The following is a 17281-nucleotide window of genomic DNA, read 5'->3' as shown; positions in this document are numbered from 1 at the left end:
GCGGCCGCGGCACCGGCCCGTCGAGCTCACACCGTGACGGTATCGACCGGCAGCGCCGGGTCGGGTGAGAAGTCCAGCCCCGATGGCTTGCCGCCTGCTGCGACCACGTGAGCACCGAGCGCGGCGATCATCGCCCCGTTGTCGGTGCACAGCCTCGGGCGGGGCACCCGCAGCTCGACGCCCGCCTCCGCACACCGCTGCCGTGCCAGGGCGGCCAGGCGAGAGTTGGCGGCCACCCCACCGGAGATCACCAGCGTGTCCACGCCGGTCCGCAGGGCGGCCGAGACCGCCTTGGCGGTCAGCACGTCGGCGACAGCCTCCTGGAACGAGGCGCAGACATCGCCGACCGGGATCGTCTCGCCGCGCCGTTCCGCGGCCTCTACCCACCGCGCGACCGCCGTTTTCAACCCGGAGAACGAGAAGTCGAAGGCCGCGTCGGACGGGCCGGTCATGCCACGGGGGAACGCGATCGCGTCCGGATCACCGTCACGCGCGGCCTTGTCGATCGGCGGACCACCCGGGTACGGCAACCCCAACACCCTGGCGACCTTGTCATAGGCCTCCCCTGCGGCATCGTCGACGGTCGAGCCGAGCTCGGTGATCCCCGAAGCGACGTCGTCGACGCGCAGCAGCTGCGTATGGCCACCGGAGACGAGCAGGCTCAGGCACGGCCGCGGGAGCGGACCGTGTTCGAGGGTGTCCACGGCGACATGGCCTGCAAGGTGGTTGACCCCGTACAGCGGAACGTCCAGCGCCGCCGAGTACGCCTTTGCCGCAGCCACGCCCACCAGCAGCGCCCCGGCCAGTCCCGGACCGGCTGTCACGGCGATCGCGTCCAGCTCTCCGAGCGCCATCCCGGCCGTGGCACACGCACGGCGCACCATCGGCTCCATCGCTTCCAGATGTGCCCTGCTGGCCACCTCCGGAACGACGCCGCCGAACCGCGCGTGCTGCTCTACGCTGGAGGCGACCTCGTCGGCGAGCAACCGGGGAGCCTGCCCGTCCGCGATCTCGACGATGCCCACCCCGGTCTCGTCGCAGGAGGTCTCGATCCCCATCACGATGCGCGACATCAGCTGCTCCCCTCGCTACCGCGGCTCGCGGCACCGCCCGACTCGCTCGCGGCCGGGCGACGCATGGTGTACGCGTCCGCCCCGGACGGCTGGTAGTAGCTCTCGCGCAGGCCGACCGTGCGGAAGCCGACACTGGTGTACAGCGCGATGGCGGCCTCGTTGTCCGTACGCACCTCGAGGAACACCGCGGCGTCGAACGCGTCGGCACGGGCGAGCAGCCCGTCGAGCAGGGCGCGGCCCACCCCGCGGCCCTGGGCCCCGGCAGCGACACCGATCGTGTGTACCTCGGCCTCGTACTCGCCGCGTCGCCCGACGATCGCGAGCCCCGCGTAGCCGATGAGCGCGCCATCGGTGTCGTAGGCACCCAGGTAGTAGGCACCGGAGTCGAGCTCGGCGCGGAAAGCCTTCGCGCTCCACGGGGAGTCCGCCAGGAACAGCTCCTGCTCGATCTCGGCACAGCGCGCTGCGTCGGCGCGGCGCAGCCGCGCGAGCGTGGGCTCGGCCCACGACGGTTCCGGTGCCGCCGTCATGCGCTCACCCTCTTCCGCTCGCCCGGCTGCTTCGCGTGCGGCTTGCGCAGGTACAGCGGCGTCAGCGCGTCGGGAGCGGCGCCGGAACGCAGCGCGTCTGCGGCGCACGCGACCAGTCCCCGCACGGAGGGGTAGCGCGGCTCGATCGGTCGCACCGCGCCGTCGCCGAGCCTGTCCTCGTACAGCCGGGCACCGTCTCCCGCCGCGTAGGGGATCCCCGCGACGTCGACCTCGGATGGCGCGTCCACCCGCGGACCCGACACGCGCAGCCCGTCCGTGCCGTACCGCGCCCAGTACACCTCGCGCCTTCGCGCGTCCGAGACCACCAGGAACGGAGCGGGCGAGTCGACCTCGGCCGCCGTCGCGTCCAGGCTGCACACCGGGTAGGCGGGCACATCGAGACCGTGCGCCAACGCCGCCGCGCTCACCATCCCGGCGCGCAGCCCGGTGTACGGTCCCGGTCCCGCCCCGCACACCACGGCGTGCACGTCACGCAGGGTGATCCCCGCGACGGCGACGGCCTCCTGCAGGTGCAGGGTGATCAGCTCCCCGTGGGCACGGGCGTCCACCGTGACGCGGGAGGCGAGCACATCGATGTCGCTGCCGAGCGCCACCACACCCGCCGTGACCGCGGGGGTCGAGGTATCGAGCGCGAGAACCAACACACCTCACAAGCGTACGGCCACCCGCAGGGAGACCGGTATCGGTCCCTGCGAAGCAGGTCGTGCCGCGTGTGCGGCAGTCTGGTGGCATGCTGTTTCCCCGACTGGCCGAACGTGCCGACGTCGAAGCCGTCCGGTTCGGTGACCGCGCGCTGAGTTACGCCGAGCTGGCCACGATCACCGGTGAGCTCGCCGCCACCCTCGGTGACACCGGCGGCCCCGTCGCCGTGCTCGCCGAGCCCCGGCTGGAGACCGCGGTAGCCGTCCTGGCCGCGCTGCGGGCAGGAGTACCCGCCGTGCCGGTCAACCCGGCAAGCGGATCCCGCGAGCTCGAGCACATCCTCCGCGACAGCGCCGTGACCCAGCTGCTGTGCGCATCCGACACCGCCGTCCCGGAACCGCTCGGCGACCTCGTGCGCGTCGACGTCGGTGCGACGGCAGGCACCGGGACGGTGCGGCGGGAGCCTGCCGAACCTCCTTCGGACGCGCCCGCGTTGATCGTCTACACCTCGGGGACCACCGGCGCACCCAAGGGGGTCGTGCTGCCCAGGGCCGCGGTGCGCAGCACCCTGGACGCGCTCGCGGACGCGTGGCACTGGGACGCCGAGGACGTCGTGCTGCACGGCCTCCCCCTGTTCCACGTGCACGGGCTGATCCTCGGTGTACTCGGGCCGCTGCGCCGCGGCGGGACCGTGCACCACCTGGGCCGCTTCACTCCCGATGCCCTCGGCGACGCGTTGCGTGCGTGGCAGGGCAACCGGCCGGTCGTGGTGTTCGGCGTCCCCACCAACTACACCAGGCTCGCCGATGCCGCCGAGTCCGATCCCGGCCTCGCCCGCGCGATCGGCACCGCCCGCCTGCTGGTATCCGGGTCCGCCGCACTGCCCGAACGCGAGCACCACCGCCTCACCCGCCTGACCGGTCACCACGTGATCGAGCGATACGGCATGACCGAGACGCTGATGAACACCAGCGTCCGGGTGGACGGCCCGCACCGCCCCGGAACCGTCGGCGTCCCGCTGGACGGCGTCGCCCTGCGGATCGTCGACGAGTATGGGGAGCCGATCGACGCTCGCGACGGCAACACCATCGGGGAGATCCAGGTACGTGGCCCGAACCTGTTCACGGAGTACCTGCACCGCCCGGAAGCCACTGCCGAGGCCTTCGACAGGGAGTGGTTCCGCACCGGCGACATGGCCACCGTCGACGGCGACGGCTACGTCCGCATCGTCGGGCGCAAGGCGACCGACCTCATCAAGAGCGGCGGTTACAAGATCGGTGCCGGCGAGATCGAGAACGCGCTCGGCGAGCATCCCGGCGTCGCCGAGGCAGCGGTGACCGGCGAACCCGATGCCGATCTGGGTGAGCGGATCGTCGCGTGGGTCGTGCCGGCAGGCGAGTGCCCTGGCGCCGAGGAGCTGAGCAACCACGTGGCCGGGATCCTAGCGCCGCACAAACGGCCCCGCGAGGTCCGGTTCCTCGACGCGCTGCCCCGGAACGACCTGGGCAAGGTGACCAAGCGGGCACTGGGCACCTGACGCGACCGTGTGCGGGCCCGGGACCGCCGGGCAGCACCCGTCCTTCCGCTCAGCCCTCTCCCTCCGGCAGGCATGCCTGCCCGTAGGTCGCCTCGACGAGCAGCGCCAGCCGCAGCGCCAGCCCGCGCTCGTCGACGGGGTAGCCGAGCAGGTTCTCGGCCTGCCGCAGGCGGTAGAGGACCGTGTTCTTGTGCACGTCGAGCATCCCTGCAGCGGCCCGCGCACTCGCCCCGGACGCCAGGTACGCGTGCACCGTCGCACGCAGCCGGGCCGACCCTCGGTCCCTGCCTGCCAGGCCCGCCAGCTCCCTGCCCACGAGTGCGCGCATGGCGGCAGTGTTCTCGGACAGGCAGCTGACGATCTCCACATCCCGGTAGAGCACCATGGACTCGTCCGATTCCGAGCGCACCATCACCGACTGCGCGCGTACCGCCTCCCGGTGGCTGTCCCGGAAGCCTGCCACCCCCGGAGCAGGTACCCCGACGGCGATCCGCAGGTGGGGTTCGCGTCGCGCCGTCGCCTCGTCGCGGATGCGCTCGAGGTCCGGTGAGGGGCCACTGGCCAGCCAGGCCCAGACGACGCGCGCGCTGGACTGCACCGTCAGCGGGCGCGCGACCCCGAGCGCATCGGCCACCGCACCGGCGAGGGACTCGAGCCTGCCGCTGGGATCGGGATCGACAACGGCGTCCGTCGCCCACAACACCAGGCCCGTCTGGTGACGGCGAAGGTTGTGTCCCAACCGGGTACTGGCGGTGTCGATATCGACGTGATCGCCACGCAGGATCTCGTGCACCGTCTCCACCTTGCGGGCCAGCGACCCGCGCAGGCGCCGCTCCGCCTCCTCGGCATGCGCCGCCACCAGCGCGTCGATGTTGTACTCCAGCCCCCTGCTCAGCCGGTCCCACAGCAACTCGAGCACCGCCATCCGCAGGTCGGCGTCGGAAAGCTCGGTCCACACGATCCGCATCACCTCGGCCCAGAAGACCCGCTGGCCGACGCGGTACACGCGCAGCAGCATGCCGGCGTCGTAACGCCGTTGCGCCAGCGTGCGCGCCAGGCCGAGCGCACCGGCCGGAACCTCGGTCACGTCCCGGCTACCCCGGGACATCATGTCCAGGTAGGTACGCACCGCGTCCCGCGTGCTGGCGTCGAGATCGCGCCGCACCCCGGCATCCGCGGCGAGCTCGGGCAGCTCGCCGGTGAGCTGATCGTTCAACCTGGTCACGAGCGCGTCCACGGTCTGATCCGTGAGCATCCCCGAGGCGTACTCCCGCACCCACGCCTGCGCCTCGGCGTGCCGGTCGCGATGTGCCTGCTGCACGGTCCCTCCTCGGCTGCTGCTCTCGTCGTGCCTCGTACTGCGCAGCGCTCGATATTGGCCGCACAGTACAACATCTCGTGTGCAACTCGGCCACATACCCCAAGCCGTCCGCCGGAGACATGGACCATGCTGGCCAGTGAGAACAATCAAGGAGCAAGGAGCGCCGCCCGTGCAGACACCATCCTCGTCGCCGAACCGCCCCGCACACCACAACGTCCGGGGCGCTGTCGTCGCGATCACCGGGGGCGCCCGCGGTATCGGCCGCGCCACGGCCGAGGCGTTCCTGGCGCGTGGGGCCCGGGTAGCCATCGGCGACATCGACGCCGAGCTGGCAGGCACCACCGCGCGAGAGCTGGCCGGCATGCAGGGTGCCGAGGTCCGGAGCTGGTCGCTGGATGTCACCGACCGAACCTCCGTCGCGACGTTCCTGGACAGGGTCGAGCACGACCTCGGCACGGTCGATGTGCTGGTGAACAACGCCGGGATCATGCCGACAGGGGCGTTCCTGGAGGAGTCCGAGTCCATGACCGAGCGGATGCTGTCGATCAACCTGCGCGGAGTGATCGACGGTAGCCGCGTGGCGGGTGCCAGGTTCACCACCCGCGGGCATGGTTCGATCATCAATATCGCATCCCTGGCGGGGGTGCTCGGCGTCCCCGGCGTGGCTACCTACTGCGCGACCAAGCACGCCGTCGTCGGGTTCAGCGAGGCACTGCACCGCGAGTTCCGGGACGCAGGCGTACACGTCGGCGCGGTACTGCCCGGCGTCGTGCGGACCGAGCTGTCCGAGGGTACGGGGTTCCCGTCCTGGCTGGAATGGCTGACCACGGTCGACCCGGAGGACGTCGCCGAGGCGGTGGTGCGCGCGGTCGGCACGGGCAAGCCGAAGGTCACCGTTCCCGCCCGGCTCGGTGCCGTACTCGGCGCCGTCAACGCGCTACCCGAGCGCGCCAAGCGCGCCGCCGAGAAGGCGACCAGGCTGGACAGCGCGTTCCTGCAGGCCGAACCCACCGCGCGCGATCGGTATCACCAGCGGTTGACCGGAGGTTCCGCATGACAACCACCCCATCCATCGACGTGCACTCACCCGCGAACGGGAGCGTTGTCGGGCGCGTACCGGAACGCTCGGCCGAGGACGTCGGCACCGTCGCCGGCGAGCTGCGCGAGCGGCAGCACAGCTGGGAAGCACTCGGCGTGGCCGGAAGGGTGGCCTGGCTCGAGCGCTACCGCGACTGGCTACTCGACAACGAGGACCGGCTCGCGCGGGTCCTGCAGTCCGAGACCGGAAAGCCCTGGGCGGAAGCGACGATCGAGCTACCGTACGTCGCCGACCTGATCAACTACTACTGCGCGCACGCCGAGTCGTTCCTGGCACCCGAGACACCTCCGGCGCACGGCCCGCTCACGCTGACCAAGAGACAGCGGCTCGTCCGCAGGCCCTACCCCGTGGTCGGGGTGATCACCCCGTGGAACTTCCCGCTCGCACTCGCGCTCGTCGACGCGATACCCGCGCTGCTGGCAGGAGCGGCGGTTGTGGTCAAACCCTCGGAGTACACCCCATTGGTGACCAGCGAGGTCGCCTCCGGCTGGTCCGAGATCGGCGCACCGGATGTGTTCACCTGTGTGACCGGGGCGGGCGAGGCAGGAGCCGCCGTGGTCGATGCCGTGGACTACGTGCAGTTCACCGGCTCGACCCGCACCGGGCGAGCCATCGGAAAGCGCGCGGCCGAACGCCTCATCCCCTACAGCCTCGAGCTGGGTGGCAAGGACGCCATGATCGTGCTCGCCGACGCCGACCTCGACCGGGCGGCACGCGGCGTCGCCTGGGGCGGCCTGTGCAACGCCGGGCAGATGTGCACATCCGTGGAGCGCGTCTACGTCGACGCCGAGGTGCACGACGAGTTCGTGCGCCGCGTGGTGGACGCGGTCGGCGAGCTGCGCGTCGGTGAGGACGACCAGAGTTACCGCGCCGATGTGGGTGCGCTCGCCAACGCCGACCAGCTCGACATCGTCACTCGCCACGTCACCGACGCGGTCGAACGCGGGGCGAGCGTGCTGACCGGCGGCAACCGCGTGGGGTCTGGCACGTTCTTCGAGCCGACCGTGCTGGTCGACGTCGACCACGACATGGCGTGCATGCGGGAGGAGACCTTCGGGCCGACCATCCCGATCATGCGTGTCACCGGCGCCGATGAGGCCGTCCGCCTGGCCAACGACACGGCCTACGGCCTGTCCGCCAGTGTGTGGACCCGCGACACCGAGCGTGGCAGGCGCGTGGCCGAACGGCTGGAGGCCGGCGCGGTCAACATCAACGATGTGTTCGCCAATCTGTTCACCCTCCCCCTGCCCCAGGCGGGTTGGAAGCAGTCCGGCATCGGCGCCCGGCTGGGTGGCGCGCAGGGCATCCGCAAGTACACGCGCAGCCAGGCTGTCGTCACGGCACGTGTGGCACCGCGCGCGGAGCCGCAGTGGTACCCCTACTCGCCGCTCAAGGGCAGGATCGTCCGACGGCTCACGCGCCTGCTCACTGCCCGTGACCTGCGCAGGCGGTTGCGCCCGCGGTCATGATCCCGCGGGGCGGAGCGCGAGCTCGCCATCTCCGGGCGGAACCCGGGCGGTCACGTTTCGCGGGCTGACCGTGATTCCGGCCGGTCAGGCGCCCTCGCCTGCCACCGGCAGGGCACGCCGGTCCCAGGCGCCATGGGGTTCGAAGGAGGCCAGACGCGTCTCGTCGTCGCGCCGCTCGAGACGGACCATCAGGTAGTCGTCGGCGAGCATCTCCGCCACGCCCTCGCCCCACTCCACGACCAGGGCCGCGCCCTCCAGATCCGTGTCGAGATCCAGGTCGTCGAGCTGGGCGAGGTCACCACCGAGGCGGTAGGCGTCGACGTGCACGAGCGGCACACCCCGCCGGCCCGCCGGATGTGAGCGGGCGATCACGAACGTCGGTGAACTCACCCGCCCCGACACGTCGAGTCCCTCGGCAATGCCCTGGGTCAGTACGGTCTTGCCTGCACCGAGCCGGCCGGACAGCAGGACGAGGTCGCCCGCCCGCAACCCGGCACCCAGCGACCGGCCGAGCGCCCGTGTGTCCTCCGGCGTGAGTAGCTCGATCACCTGCCGAACCATCCCGTCACCCGTTCCCGCACCGACCGTCCCGTGCCGGTCTCGTCGCTGCCGACCTCGCAACTTCGCTGCAGCAGATCGATCAAACTGCTGTTGACCTCCTCCGGATACTCCAGATGCACCATGTGGCCCGCGCCGTGCACCCGGATCAACTCGGCGTTTCCCACTTCCTCGGCGATACGCTCACTGTGCGAGAACGGCGTGAGCATATCCGCGTCGCCCCCGATGACCTGCACTCGAGTGTGGCTCAGGGCGGCGAGCGCAGTGTAACGGTGGTGCTCGCCGAACGCGCCGATGAAGCTGACCAGGTCGCGCACCGGCGTCTCGCCGAGCATCCGCAACATGAAGTCCACCAAGCTCGGGCTCACATCCGCGGATCCGAATGCCAGCCTGCGCACCGCCTGCCGGGTGAGCTGTCCGCCCGCCGCACGGACGAACTCCACCAGACCGGGTTGCCAGTCCGCGAGGCCGCTCACCCCGCGTGTCAGCGGGTTGTACCGGGACAGCAACGGGCGCGACACCCCCGTGGAGGCGACCTCCCCCGCGGCTGTCGCGATCAGCGACACACCACGCACCCGGCCGTGCTTACCCGCCTTGCTCCCGTTCACCTGCTCCCCACCGACGCCGAACAGCTCGGGCTGCTGCTGGGCCAGCTCCATGATGGTCATGCCGCCGAGCGAGTGCCCCGCGAGCACGACCGGCCCGTTGGGGGCGACCGCTCGCAGTACCGCATGGACATCGCTGGCCAGCTGCTCGATCGTGCTCGTGTCGGCATCGGCACGCCCCGAGCTGCCGTGACTGCGATGGTCGTAGTACACCTGGCGCACCCGCGGGAGGGTGAGCGAAGCGAGGTCGCGCCGCTGGAAATGCCAGCTCGGAACGGACAGCGCGAAGCCGTGCACACCGATCAGCGTGACGTCCGGCTTCCCGCCATCCAGTGGTTCGATCTCCTCGACGTGCAACGGCGTGCCGTCATCGGCGGCAACGGTCGTGGTGCGGTCGGGCGCCAGCCGACCGAGCGCCTCATCGGCATACGGGTCCCCGTGCGTCCCCCTGCGGCTGCCAACCGCGAGCGCGGTGGCCGCGGCACCGGTAGCGACCGCACCGAGCCCGCCGACAACGCCGAGCAGGCGTCGATTCACAACACTCACAACCCCTCTGTGCCCACGTAACGCCGCCGTACCCGCGGCCGGAACATACCGGTGACGATCTCGTAGTCGATGGTCCCCAGCCGATCCGCCCACTCTCGCGCGGTCGGCTCCCCAGCATCACCCTGCCCGAAAAGCACGACCTCCGCACCGAGAGATGGCTCCCATTCCCCGCACTCGACCACGATCTGATCCATGCACACCCTGCCGACCACGGGGCGGCGCGCCCCGTCCAGCCACACGCTCATCCGGCCCGACAAGCTGCGCGGAACACCATCCCCGTAACCGGCCGGTACCAGTGCCACCGTCGTGTCCCTCGGCGCAGTCCAGGTATGGCCGTAGGACACCGACTCCCCCGCAGCCAGGCGCTTGACAAGGACGACGTGCGACCGGAACGTCATCGCAGGACGCAGGTCGTCACCGGTGGGAACCGGGTTGAGCCCGTAGATCGCGATACCGGGCCGCACCAGGTCGAAATGGGACGCCGGCCGGGTCAACGTGGCCGCCGAGTTCGCCAGATGGCGTGACGGAGCCAGCCCGGCCCGGCGCACGTGCCGGTAGGCGGCATCGAAACGCGCTTCCTGCGCATCGATCGAGGGGTGGCCGGGTTCGTCGGCGCAGGCGAAATGCGACCAGACCGCGACGACCTCCACCTCGCGAGTCGCCGCTGCCGCCTTCACCAGCGCGGGCCACTCCGCCTCCGGGCACCCGTTACGGCACAGGCCCGTGTCGCACTTGAGGTGCACCCGCGCACGGATGCCGGTACGGGCTGCGGCCTCGACGATCCGGCCCAGCTCCGCAGCCGAGCTCACCGACAGGTCCACGCCCGCGCGCAGCGCGCCCGCGAAGTCCGCGTCCATGCTGTTCAACCAGCTCAGCACGGGTGTGCTGATACCGGACTCGCGCAGCTCGAGAGCCTCCTCGACCGAGCACACGCCAAGCCAGGTCGCGCCGCCACGCACGGCGGCGCGTGCCACCGGAACCGCGCCATGCCCGTAACCGTCGGCCTTGACCACGGCCATCGTGGCCGCGCCCGACCGCGATGCCGCGTCCGCGAGCACCGTGACGTTGTGGCTGATCGCGCTCAGGTCGATCTCGACCTCGGCACGGGGTGGGTACACGCTTCAACCTCGCACTCGGACAGTCGCCGGTTACACGCGCTCTCCGGCCGGGGACATCGCACGAACCGACCGCACGGCATCGGGAATCGCATCGAGCACCTCGGATGACGAGATCGGCGCGCCCCTGGCGGCCAGCGCCGCCGCTTCGGCATGCACGTACGCGCCGACACCGGCCGCCGTCCACGGTGGCGTCCCCGCGGCGAGCAACGCGCCGATCATGCCGGAAAGCACATCACCCGAACCGGCCGTGGCCAGCCACGACCCGCGCGGCACCGTGACCAGGACCCGGCCGTCCGGATCGGCGACGACCGTATTGTGCCCCTTGAGCAGGACCACCGCAGAGAACCTGCGCGCCGCGGCGCGCGCCGCCGCGACACGGTCATCGCCCGGTTCCGCACCGACAAGGCGCTCGAACTCCCTGGCATGCGGGGTCAGCACCAGCGGAGTGTCCGGGTCCCGCGCGTCGAGCAGCTCCGGCGTGCCCGCCAGCAGGTTGACGGCGTCGGCGTCGACACACACCGGCACACCGGCCGACAGCACCGCCCGCACCGTCTCGCGGCCATCCGTTCCGGTCCCGAGTCCCGGCCCCACGACCCAGGACTGCACGCGGCCGACATCGGTCACCGTCCCGGTCGCGATCACTTCGGGCCACCGCGCGCGGACCGCCTCCGCCGCCGACCCCGCGAACCGCACCATGCCTGCCGTCGAGCGCACGGCAGCCCCAGTGGTCAGCACCGCCGCTCCCGCGTAGGCGCTCGACCCGGCAGCGACTCCCGTCACGCCTTGGGTGTACTTGTCGTCGTGCGCTGCGGGGATCGGCCATACCGCCGCGGCATCAGCGGCCTCGACGACCCGCAGGTCGGGTTCACCGAGCTCCCCGGCCAGCCCGATATCGACGAAGCGCACATGCCCGCACCGCGCGGGATTGAGCACATGCACGGGCTTGTGCGCGCCGAATGTGACCGTGACGTCGGCGCGTACGGCAGCACCGTGCACCTGGCCGGTGTCCGGGTCGGTCCCGCTGGGCAGGTCCACAGCCAGCACCGGCGCGTCGACGACGTCGGCCAGCTCGGCGGCTTCGGCGCGCAGCCCGCCGCGGGCCGACAGTCCCACGATCCCGTCGACGACCAGGTCGGCCTCGGCCAGCACCTCCGGGCCCGCCTCGACGGACACGATGTGACCACCGGCCCTTCGCAGCGCGGCGAGGCCCTCCTCGTGGGTCCGGTCCGGCGCCAGGAGCACAGCGGTCACCCGCACACCCCGCCTGCGCAGGTAGGCCCCGGCCCACAGCGCATCCCCACCGTTGTTGCCGCCACCGACCAGTAGCACGACCCTGCTCGCGGCGACACGACCGGCGTGCTCGCTCAGCATCCGGGCGGCCTGCACAGACACCCCGAACGCCGCCCTCTGCATCAGCGCGCCCGGCCTGGTGCGCAGCATCAGCCGTTCCTCGGCGGCGCGCACCCGCTCGGTCGTCCACACGCCGCGCATGAGCGCCTCCTACTCGACCGTGACGGACTTGGCGAGGTTGCGGGGCTTGTCGATGTCGTAGCCGCGGCTACGCGCGATCTCCGCCGCCAGCACCTGCAGCGGGACGGTGGCCACGATGGGCTGCAGCAACGTCGGAACGGCCGGGATCTCGATCAGCTCGTCGGCATACGGGCGCACCACCTCGTCACCCTCCTCGGCGATCACGATGGTGCGCGCGCCACGGGCCTGGATCTCGCTGATGTTCGACACCAGCTTCGAGTGCAGCATCGGCCGGCCCTTCGGCGAGGGCATCACGACCACCACCGGCAGCCCCTCCTCGATCAACGCGATGGGGCCGTGCTTGAGCTCCCCTGCCGCGAAACCCTCCGCATGCATGTACGCGAGCTCCTTGAGCTTGAGCGCGCCCTCCAGGGCGACCGGGAACCCGACGTGCCTGCCGAGGAACAGCACCGCCTTGGAGTCCGCGATCCGCTGTCCCAGGTCCATCACCTGCTCGGTCGTTGCCAGCACCTTCTGCACCGCGGACGGGGCGTTCTCCAGCTCGCCGAACTCCCGCGCGACCTCGTCCGGGTACTTGGTGCCGCGTGCCTGGGCCAGCGCCAGACCGACGAGGTAGTTGGCGGCGACCTGCGCGAGGAACGCCTTCGTCGAGGCCACACCGATCTCCGGGCCGGCATGGGTGTACAGCACCGCGTCGGACTCCCGGGGGATCTGCGCCCCGTTGGTGTTGCACACCGCGAGTACCCGGGCCTTCTGGCCGCGCGCGTGCCGCACCGCCTCCAGCGTGTCCGCCGTCTCCCCGGACTGCGATACGGCCACGACGAGCGTGTCCCTGTCCAACACCGGATCGCGGTAGCGGAACTCGCTGGCCAGCTCCACCTCGACCGGCAGCCTGCACCAGTGCTCGATGGCGTACTTGGCCACCAGTCCCGAGTGGTAGGCCGAGCCGCATGCCACCACGAACACCTTGTCGACGTCGCGCAGATCCTGATCCGACATGCGCTGCTCGTCCAGGCTGATCCGGCCGGAGGCGAAGTGCCCGCGCAGCGTGTTGGCCAGCGCCTCCGGCTGCTCGTCGATCTCCTTGAGCATGAAGTACTCGTGGCCGCCCTTCTCGGCGGCCGAGAGGTCCCAGTCGACGGTGAAGGGGCGCGCCGTAGCCTGCTCCCCGGCGAAGTCCGTGACCTCGTAGCCGTCCCGCCCGATGACGACGAGCTGGTCCTGGCCGAGCTCGACGGCCTGCCTGGTGTGGTCGATGAACGCGGCCACGTCCGAGGCGACGAAGTGCTCGCCGTCGCCGACACCGACGACCAACGGTGACGAACGCCGCGCCGCGACGATCTCGTCCGGCACGTCGGCGTGCGTCACGACCAGCGTGAACGCGCCTTCCAGCCTGCGGCACACCGCGCGCACACTGGCAGCGAGGTCCCCAGCCGTCGCACCGTTCGCGTAGGCGCGCGCCACAAGGTGCGCCACCGACTCGGTGTCGGTGTCGCTGGCCAGCTCGACGCCCTCGGACTCCAGCTCCGCACGCAGCTCCGCGAAGTTCTCGATGATGCCGTTGTGCACCACAGCCACCCGGCCGGACGTATCCGTATGCGGGTGGGAGTTGCGGTCGGCAGGCGGCCCGTGCGTGGCCCACCTGGTATGCCCGACGGCCGCCGTACCGTCGAAAGCGTCCCTACCCGTGCTGTCCAGGCTCGCCTCCAGGTTGGCGATCCTGCCGGCCTTGCGCGCGACGTGCAGCTCGCCCAGCCCGTCCAGCACGGCGACGCCCGCCGAGTCGTACCCGCGGTACTCCAGGCGATGCAGCCCGTTCAGCACGACGTCGAGCGCTTGCCGATGTCCGACGTATCCCACGATTCCGCACACGGCTGCCAGGGTATCGGGTGCGCCCGGCAACCCCCGGAAGGGCGGTTCGACCGTCCCCTTCCGGGGCATCTGCGCCGATTCGGCTAATCAACCGTCGCCTGCCCAGGGCTCGTCACGCCAGAACCGGTCGGGCCGCTCCTCGCGCACCTCGACCGTGATCCGGTCGGTGAACTCGACGCCGTACCGGTCGACGAACGTCACCTCTACCACGTGCGTACCGAGCGGCAGGTCACTCGGCAGCCGGGCCCGCCACAGGTGACTGGACTTCTCGGCGATGTGGTTCGGGCTCAGGCCTTGCGGGGGTGCTGGGCCGCGCCGCGCGCCCCGGAACTGCTCCCATCCCTGGGCGCGCTCGTTACCCGAGGTGCTCTCGAAGGCGTAACGCGCCACCTGCAGCTGGCGCACCGTGGCGAACGGATCGGCGAAGTCCACGCCGTACCGGACGTCCTCGCCCGCACCCTCCTGCGTACGCTCCAGCGCGAACGGTTCGCCGCCGCCGACGGTGGCCGTGACCGAGCTGTCCCGGCTGCCGTTCCACACGTTCGCCGTCAGGTACACCCCGTCATCCAGATCCTGCGGGGTGACCAGCTTCATGTCGTCAAGGTCACCGACGTTGACCGGCGGCGCCTGCTCCGCGGTCGGCGGGTTCGCCCCGGTCCAGCTACGCAGCCGTTCGAACCAGTCCCGGAACTGCGGGGTGTTGAACGACAGCCACATCTGCCGATCCGCCGGTTGGCCCGTGGCGTGGAAGCGTTCCGTGTAATCCGTTCCGGCGAAGCTCATCATATAGTACCCGCGTGGCTCACCGAGCCGGGAGATCGACATCGGCACACCGTCGATGTCGAGGTCGCCGCCGAACCACGCGCCGGAGGCCGCTCCGGCGACGATGTGGTGGAACGGCACCTCGTCCACGCCGACTGCCCCGGACCACCCCTGGTAGGACTCGCCGGGCTCGAGCTGCTCGATCGTGTGGGTATGCCCGGACAGCGACAGCACCTCGCGGTCCCCGAGCAGGTCGTACAGCTCCGCGGCGTTGTCCGTCTGATGCTGCGTCGAGGCGTTGTCGATGAACGACACCAGCGGGATGTGATGGTTGACGACGACAAGCCGGTCCTCGTCAACCGTGGCCAGGTCGGCTGCGAGCCACTCCATCTGCGCGTCGTCGATACGGCCGTTGTACGTCGGTGGCGCGTCCTCGCCGCAGAACTCCCGGTCGCCACGTTCGACGTCCTGCTCACCACACGGGTAGACCACGTTGTCGAGCACCACGAAGTGCACCTCGCCGATGTCGAAGGAGTAGTGGTCCGGCCCGTACTCGCGGCGCCACGTGTCCCTGGAGTCCTCCTCGTCGGTGGCGTCGAAGTCGATGTCGTGATTGCCGGGCACGTAGTACTGCGGGAGTCCGGCCGCGCTCATCATGTCCGTGAAACGGGGGAACAGGCCCAAGTCGTCCCCCAGCACGTCGCCGAGGACCAGCATGCACTCGGCACTCAACAGGTCGCGCGCGAGCAGCTCGTCGAGCACGCTGTCCCGGAGGTAGCCGACCTCGTTGTTGGAGTACGGCTGCGTATCGCCGAGCACGGCGCACTGGAAGTCCTCGCTCACGCGAGTCGGCACCATGGGGAAGTTCACCTCCTTAGGCACCGGCCCGGTCGGTTCGAGACCGCCGAAACGCAGCTGCGGTGACCCCTCCGGTTTGTGGTTGTACGACATCTGGGGGATGAGGTCCTCGTCGAACGGCACCGCGTAGTTGGCGGGTTTGGTGACGGACACGGTCATGTCCTCGCGGGCCGGCAGCTCGTACCGGCCGTCGGAGCCGGTCACATCGACGTCGCGCCCGTTGGACACGGTCACGCCTTCGACCCCGGAGTCGGTGTCCGGTTCGTAGGTCCCGTCGCGCCCGGTGTCGTGAAATACGGTGCCGGTGATGGTGTCCCTGTCCGGATCCTGGCGTGCACCTTCGACGACCTCGACTTCGGCCCGGTAGCCCGGATCCGGACCGGCCTCGAGCGTGCTCTCGTCCGGACGCTGAGGGTCGGTCGGCAGATCGCTGGTCTCCGCCCGCGCGGGGACGTCCTCACCGACGATCACCCCGGCCGCCACGACCGCCACGGCGAGCGCCAGACACAGCGGCACCAGGTTCCGTTTCACGTTTCGCGGCCTAATCGTGCAGCCCTCCCCTGTCGACGTCGGAATTCGCCCGGCACCTCCGGGGCAGTCACCTCACGCCACCCCGCTCGGCACCGCGCACCCGAGTGAAACCGACCCGCGTGACCACGACCTTGCACACGAGTAGCCACGACCTGGCCACGGCGACAATTCGCCCCCATCCCCCAACCAACCCCGAGTGACGCCCCGCCTACCCTCCCCAGAACCGCGGTCGCACGTTTCGCGGGCTAACCGTCCCCGCCCCGACGCGCCGGGTCACGTTTCGCGGGCTAACCGTGCCCCGGCTACCCTCGGGAACCATGGCAAGCAAGCCCAAGGCGCTACTCGAGCGGCTGGTGATGCCGGGGCCTTACGAGGTTCTGCGCGGTGACCTGGCCCTCGTCGGCCTCCCCGGTGTCGTGTACACCCCGCGAGAGGGTCTCGGCCTTCCCGCCGTCGCATTCGGACATGGCTGGCTGCAGCCGCCCGAGCTGTACCGTGGTCTGCTCCGGCACCTCGCGTCCTGGGGAATCGTGGCCGCGGCTCCGGCGACACAGCGCGGGCCGCTACCCTCGCACCGGTTGTTCGCCACGGACCTGCGCACCACGCTCGACGTCGTCACGTCGGTTCGGCTGGGCGCCGACGGCGTCAGTGTCGATCCGCAGAAGCTCGGAGTGGCCGGTCATTCGACCGGGGGCGGGGCGGCGGTACTCGCGGCGACCGAAAGGGACCCGGCCATCAGTGCCGTGGCCACCTTCGCGCCCGCGGAGGTCCTGCCCTCGGCCGCCGAGGCGGCGAGAACGTTGCGCATACCGGGGCTGCACCTCGCGGCAGAAGAAGACCTCGTCGCTCCGGCCCCGGCACACGCCAGAGCCATCGCCACAGCATGGGGCGGTCCCGTGCAGATGCGCACCCTGTCCAAGTCGACACACCTGGGCTTGACCGAAGGGTTCCACTGGAGCCGGTTGCTGCTTCACGGTAAACCTCACCACCGCACGCAGCGCACCGTACGCGGGCTGTTCACTGCCTTCTTCCGCTATCACCTCACCGGCGAGAAGGAGTACTTCCCGTTGATCGACGAGGACGTCAAGCACGCCGAGATCGACTTCGAGCGCACCGCAGCGGCACGCTGACCTGACTTTTGCCACGTTCGGCAGGTCTTGACGAGTGCGACCTGTTGACCTGCTGGTTTGTTTCGGTTGCTGGGCTGATTTGCGCACTAAATGGGGTCGTAGAGTGGCCGGGTGGCGT

Annotated in this window: 14 protein-coding genes; 4 read left to right on the top strand and 10 right to left on the bottom strand. The window is 70.7% G+C overall.

The window, feature by feature from the left end; translation table 11 throughout:
- Positions 1-26: 26 nt before the first annotated feature.
- From tsaD to tsaB, 3 genes are read right to left on the bottom strand one after another with little or no spacing between them, the layout of a single operon-like run.
- A complete protein-coding gene (gene tsaD, locus CHB84_RS04065) occupies positions 27-1073 on the bottom strand; it encodes a tRNA (adenosine(37)-N6)-threonylcarbamoyltransferase complex transferase subunit TsaD (RefSeq protein ID WP_089300141.1) in 1047 nt (348 codons plus the stop codon).
- Positions 1073-1603: a ribosomal protein S18-alanine N-acetyltransferase gene (gene rimI / locus CHB84_RS04060; protein ID WP_089300140.1), complete on the bottom strand. Its 531-nt coding sequence runs from the start codon at positions 1601-1603 to the stop codon at positions 1073-1075. The genes tsaD and rimI overlap by 1 nt, the downstream gene beginning before the upstream one ends.
- A complete protein-coding gene (tsaB, locus tag CHB84_RS04055) occupies positions 1600-2268 on the bottom strand; it encodes a tRNA (adenosine(37)-N6)-threonylcarbamoyltransferase complex dimerization subunit type 1 TsaB (RefSeq protein ID WP_089300139.1) in 669 nt (222 codons plus the stop codon). Before tsaB ends, rimI begins: the two co-directional genes overlap by 4 nt.
- 86 nt (positions 2269-2354) lie before the next feature.
- Between tsaB and CHB84_RS04050 the strand changes: the two genes are divergently transcribed.
- Positions 2355-3803 carry an acyl-CoA synthetase gene (locus tag CHB84_RS04050; protein WP_089300138.1) on the top strand — a complete coding sequence of 483 codons (1449 nt, stop codon included), beginning with the start codon at positions 2355-2357 and terminating at the stop codon, positions 3801-3803.
- A gap of 49 nt (positions 3804-3852) precedes the next feature.
- Here the strand turns inward: CHB84_RS04050 and CHB84_RS04045 are convergent, their stop codons facing one another.
- Positions 3853-5124, bottom strand: a complete 1272-nt coding sequence (locus tag CHB84_RS04045) for a PucR family transcriptional regulator (RefSeq protein ID WP_176439771.1) — start codon at positions 5122-5124, stop codon at positions 3853-3855.
- Between the two features lie 169 nt (positions 5125-5293).
- Between CHB84_RS04045 and CHB84_RS04040 the strand changes: the two genes are divergently transcribed.
- Together CHB84_RS04040 and CHB84_RS04035 are read left to right on the top strand one after the other, a co-directional pair.
- Positions 5294-6181, top strand: coding sequence for an SDR family oxidoreductase (locus CHB84_RS04040; RefSeq protein WP_089300136.1), 888 nt, complete (start codon positions 5294-5296; stop codon positions 6179-6181).
- Positions 6178-7692 (top strand): aldehyde dehydrogenase family protein, encoded by a 1515-nt coding sequence (locus CHB84_RS04035; RefSeq protein ID WP_089300135.1) that lies wholly within the window; start codon positions 6178-6180, stop codon positions 7690-7692. Before CHB84_RS04040 ends, CHB84_RS04035 begins: the two co-directional genes overlap by 4 nt.
- An 84-nt stretch (positions 7693-7776) precedes the next feature.
- On the opposite strand, the gene tsaE is transcribed toward CHB84_RS04035, so the two are convergent.
- The 6 genes from tsaE to CHB84_RS04005 form a co-directional block, all read right to left on the bottom strand.
- Complete coding sequence (gene tsaE / locus CHB84_RS04030; protein ID WP_089300134.1) at positions 7777-8253, bottom strand: tRNA (adenosine(37)-N6)-threonylcarbamoyltransferase complex ATPase subunit type 1 TsaE; 477 nt, start codon at positions 8251-8253, stop codon at positions 7777-7779.
- Positions 8238-9401, bottom strand: a complete 1164-nt coding sequence (locus CHB84_RS04025; protein ID WP_245818543.1) for an alpha/beta fold hydrolase — start codon at positions 9399-9401, stop codon at positions 8238-8240. Before CHB84_RS04025 ends, tsaE begins: the two co-directional genes overlap by 16 nt.
- The gene (gene alr / locus CHB84_RS04020; protein ID WP_089300133.1) at positions 9398-10519 is read right to left on the bottom strand and encodes an alanine racemase; all 1122 of its coding nucleotides are present in this window, start codon (positions 10517-10519) and stop codon (positions 9398-9400) included. Before alr ends, CHB84_RS04025 begins: the two co-directional genes overlap by 4 nt.
- 30 nt (positions 10520-10549) lie before the next feature.
- Complete coding sequence (locus CHB84_RS04015; RefSeq protein ID WP_089300132.1) at positions 10550-12010, bottom strand: NAD(P)H-hydrate dehydratase; 1461 nt, start codon at positions 12008-12010, stop codon at positions 10550-10552.
- A gap of 9 nt (positions 12011-12019) precedes the next feature.
- A complete protein-coding gene (glmS, locus tag CHB84_RS04010; protein WP_089300308.1) occupies positions 12020-13882 on the bottom strand; it encodes a glutamine--fructose-6-phosphate transaminase (isomerizing) in 1863 nt (620 codons plus the stop codon).
- Positions 13883-13969: 87 nt separating this feature from the next.
- Entirely contained in the window at positions 13970-16033 is a 2064-nt protein-coding gene (locus CHB84_RS04005; RefSeq protein WP_089300131.1) for a calcineurin-like phosphoesterase C-terminal domain-containing protein, read from the bottom strand.
- 317 nt (positions 16034-16350) lie between these two features.
- Here CHB84_RS04005 and CHB84_RS04000 point away from each other — a divergent pair, with 317 nt between their 5' ends.
- On the top strand, positions 16351-17163 hold the full coding sequence (locus tag CHB84_RS04000; protein WP_089300130.1) for a dienelactone hydrolase family protein: 813 nt from the start codon (positions 16351-16353) through the stop codon (positions 17161-17163).
- Positions 17164-17281 lie beyond the last annotated feature (118 nt).

Source organism: Haloechinothrix alba (genome assembly GCF_900188115.1).
Taxonomy (GTDB): Bacteria; Actinomycetota; Actinomycetes; order Mycobacteriales; family Pseudonocardiaceae; genus Haloechinothrix; species Haloechinothrix alba.
Note: the sequence above shows the minus strand (reverse complement) of the source record. Positions and strands in the feature narration are given on the sequence as shown.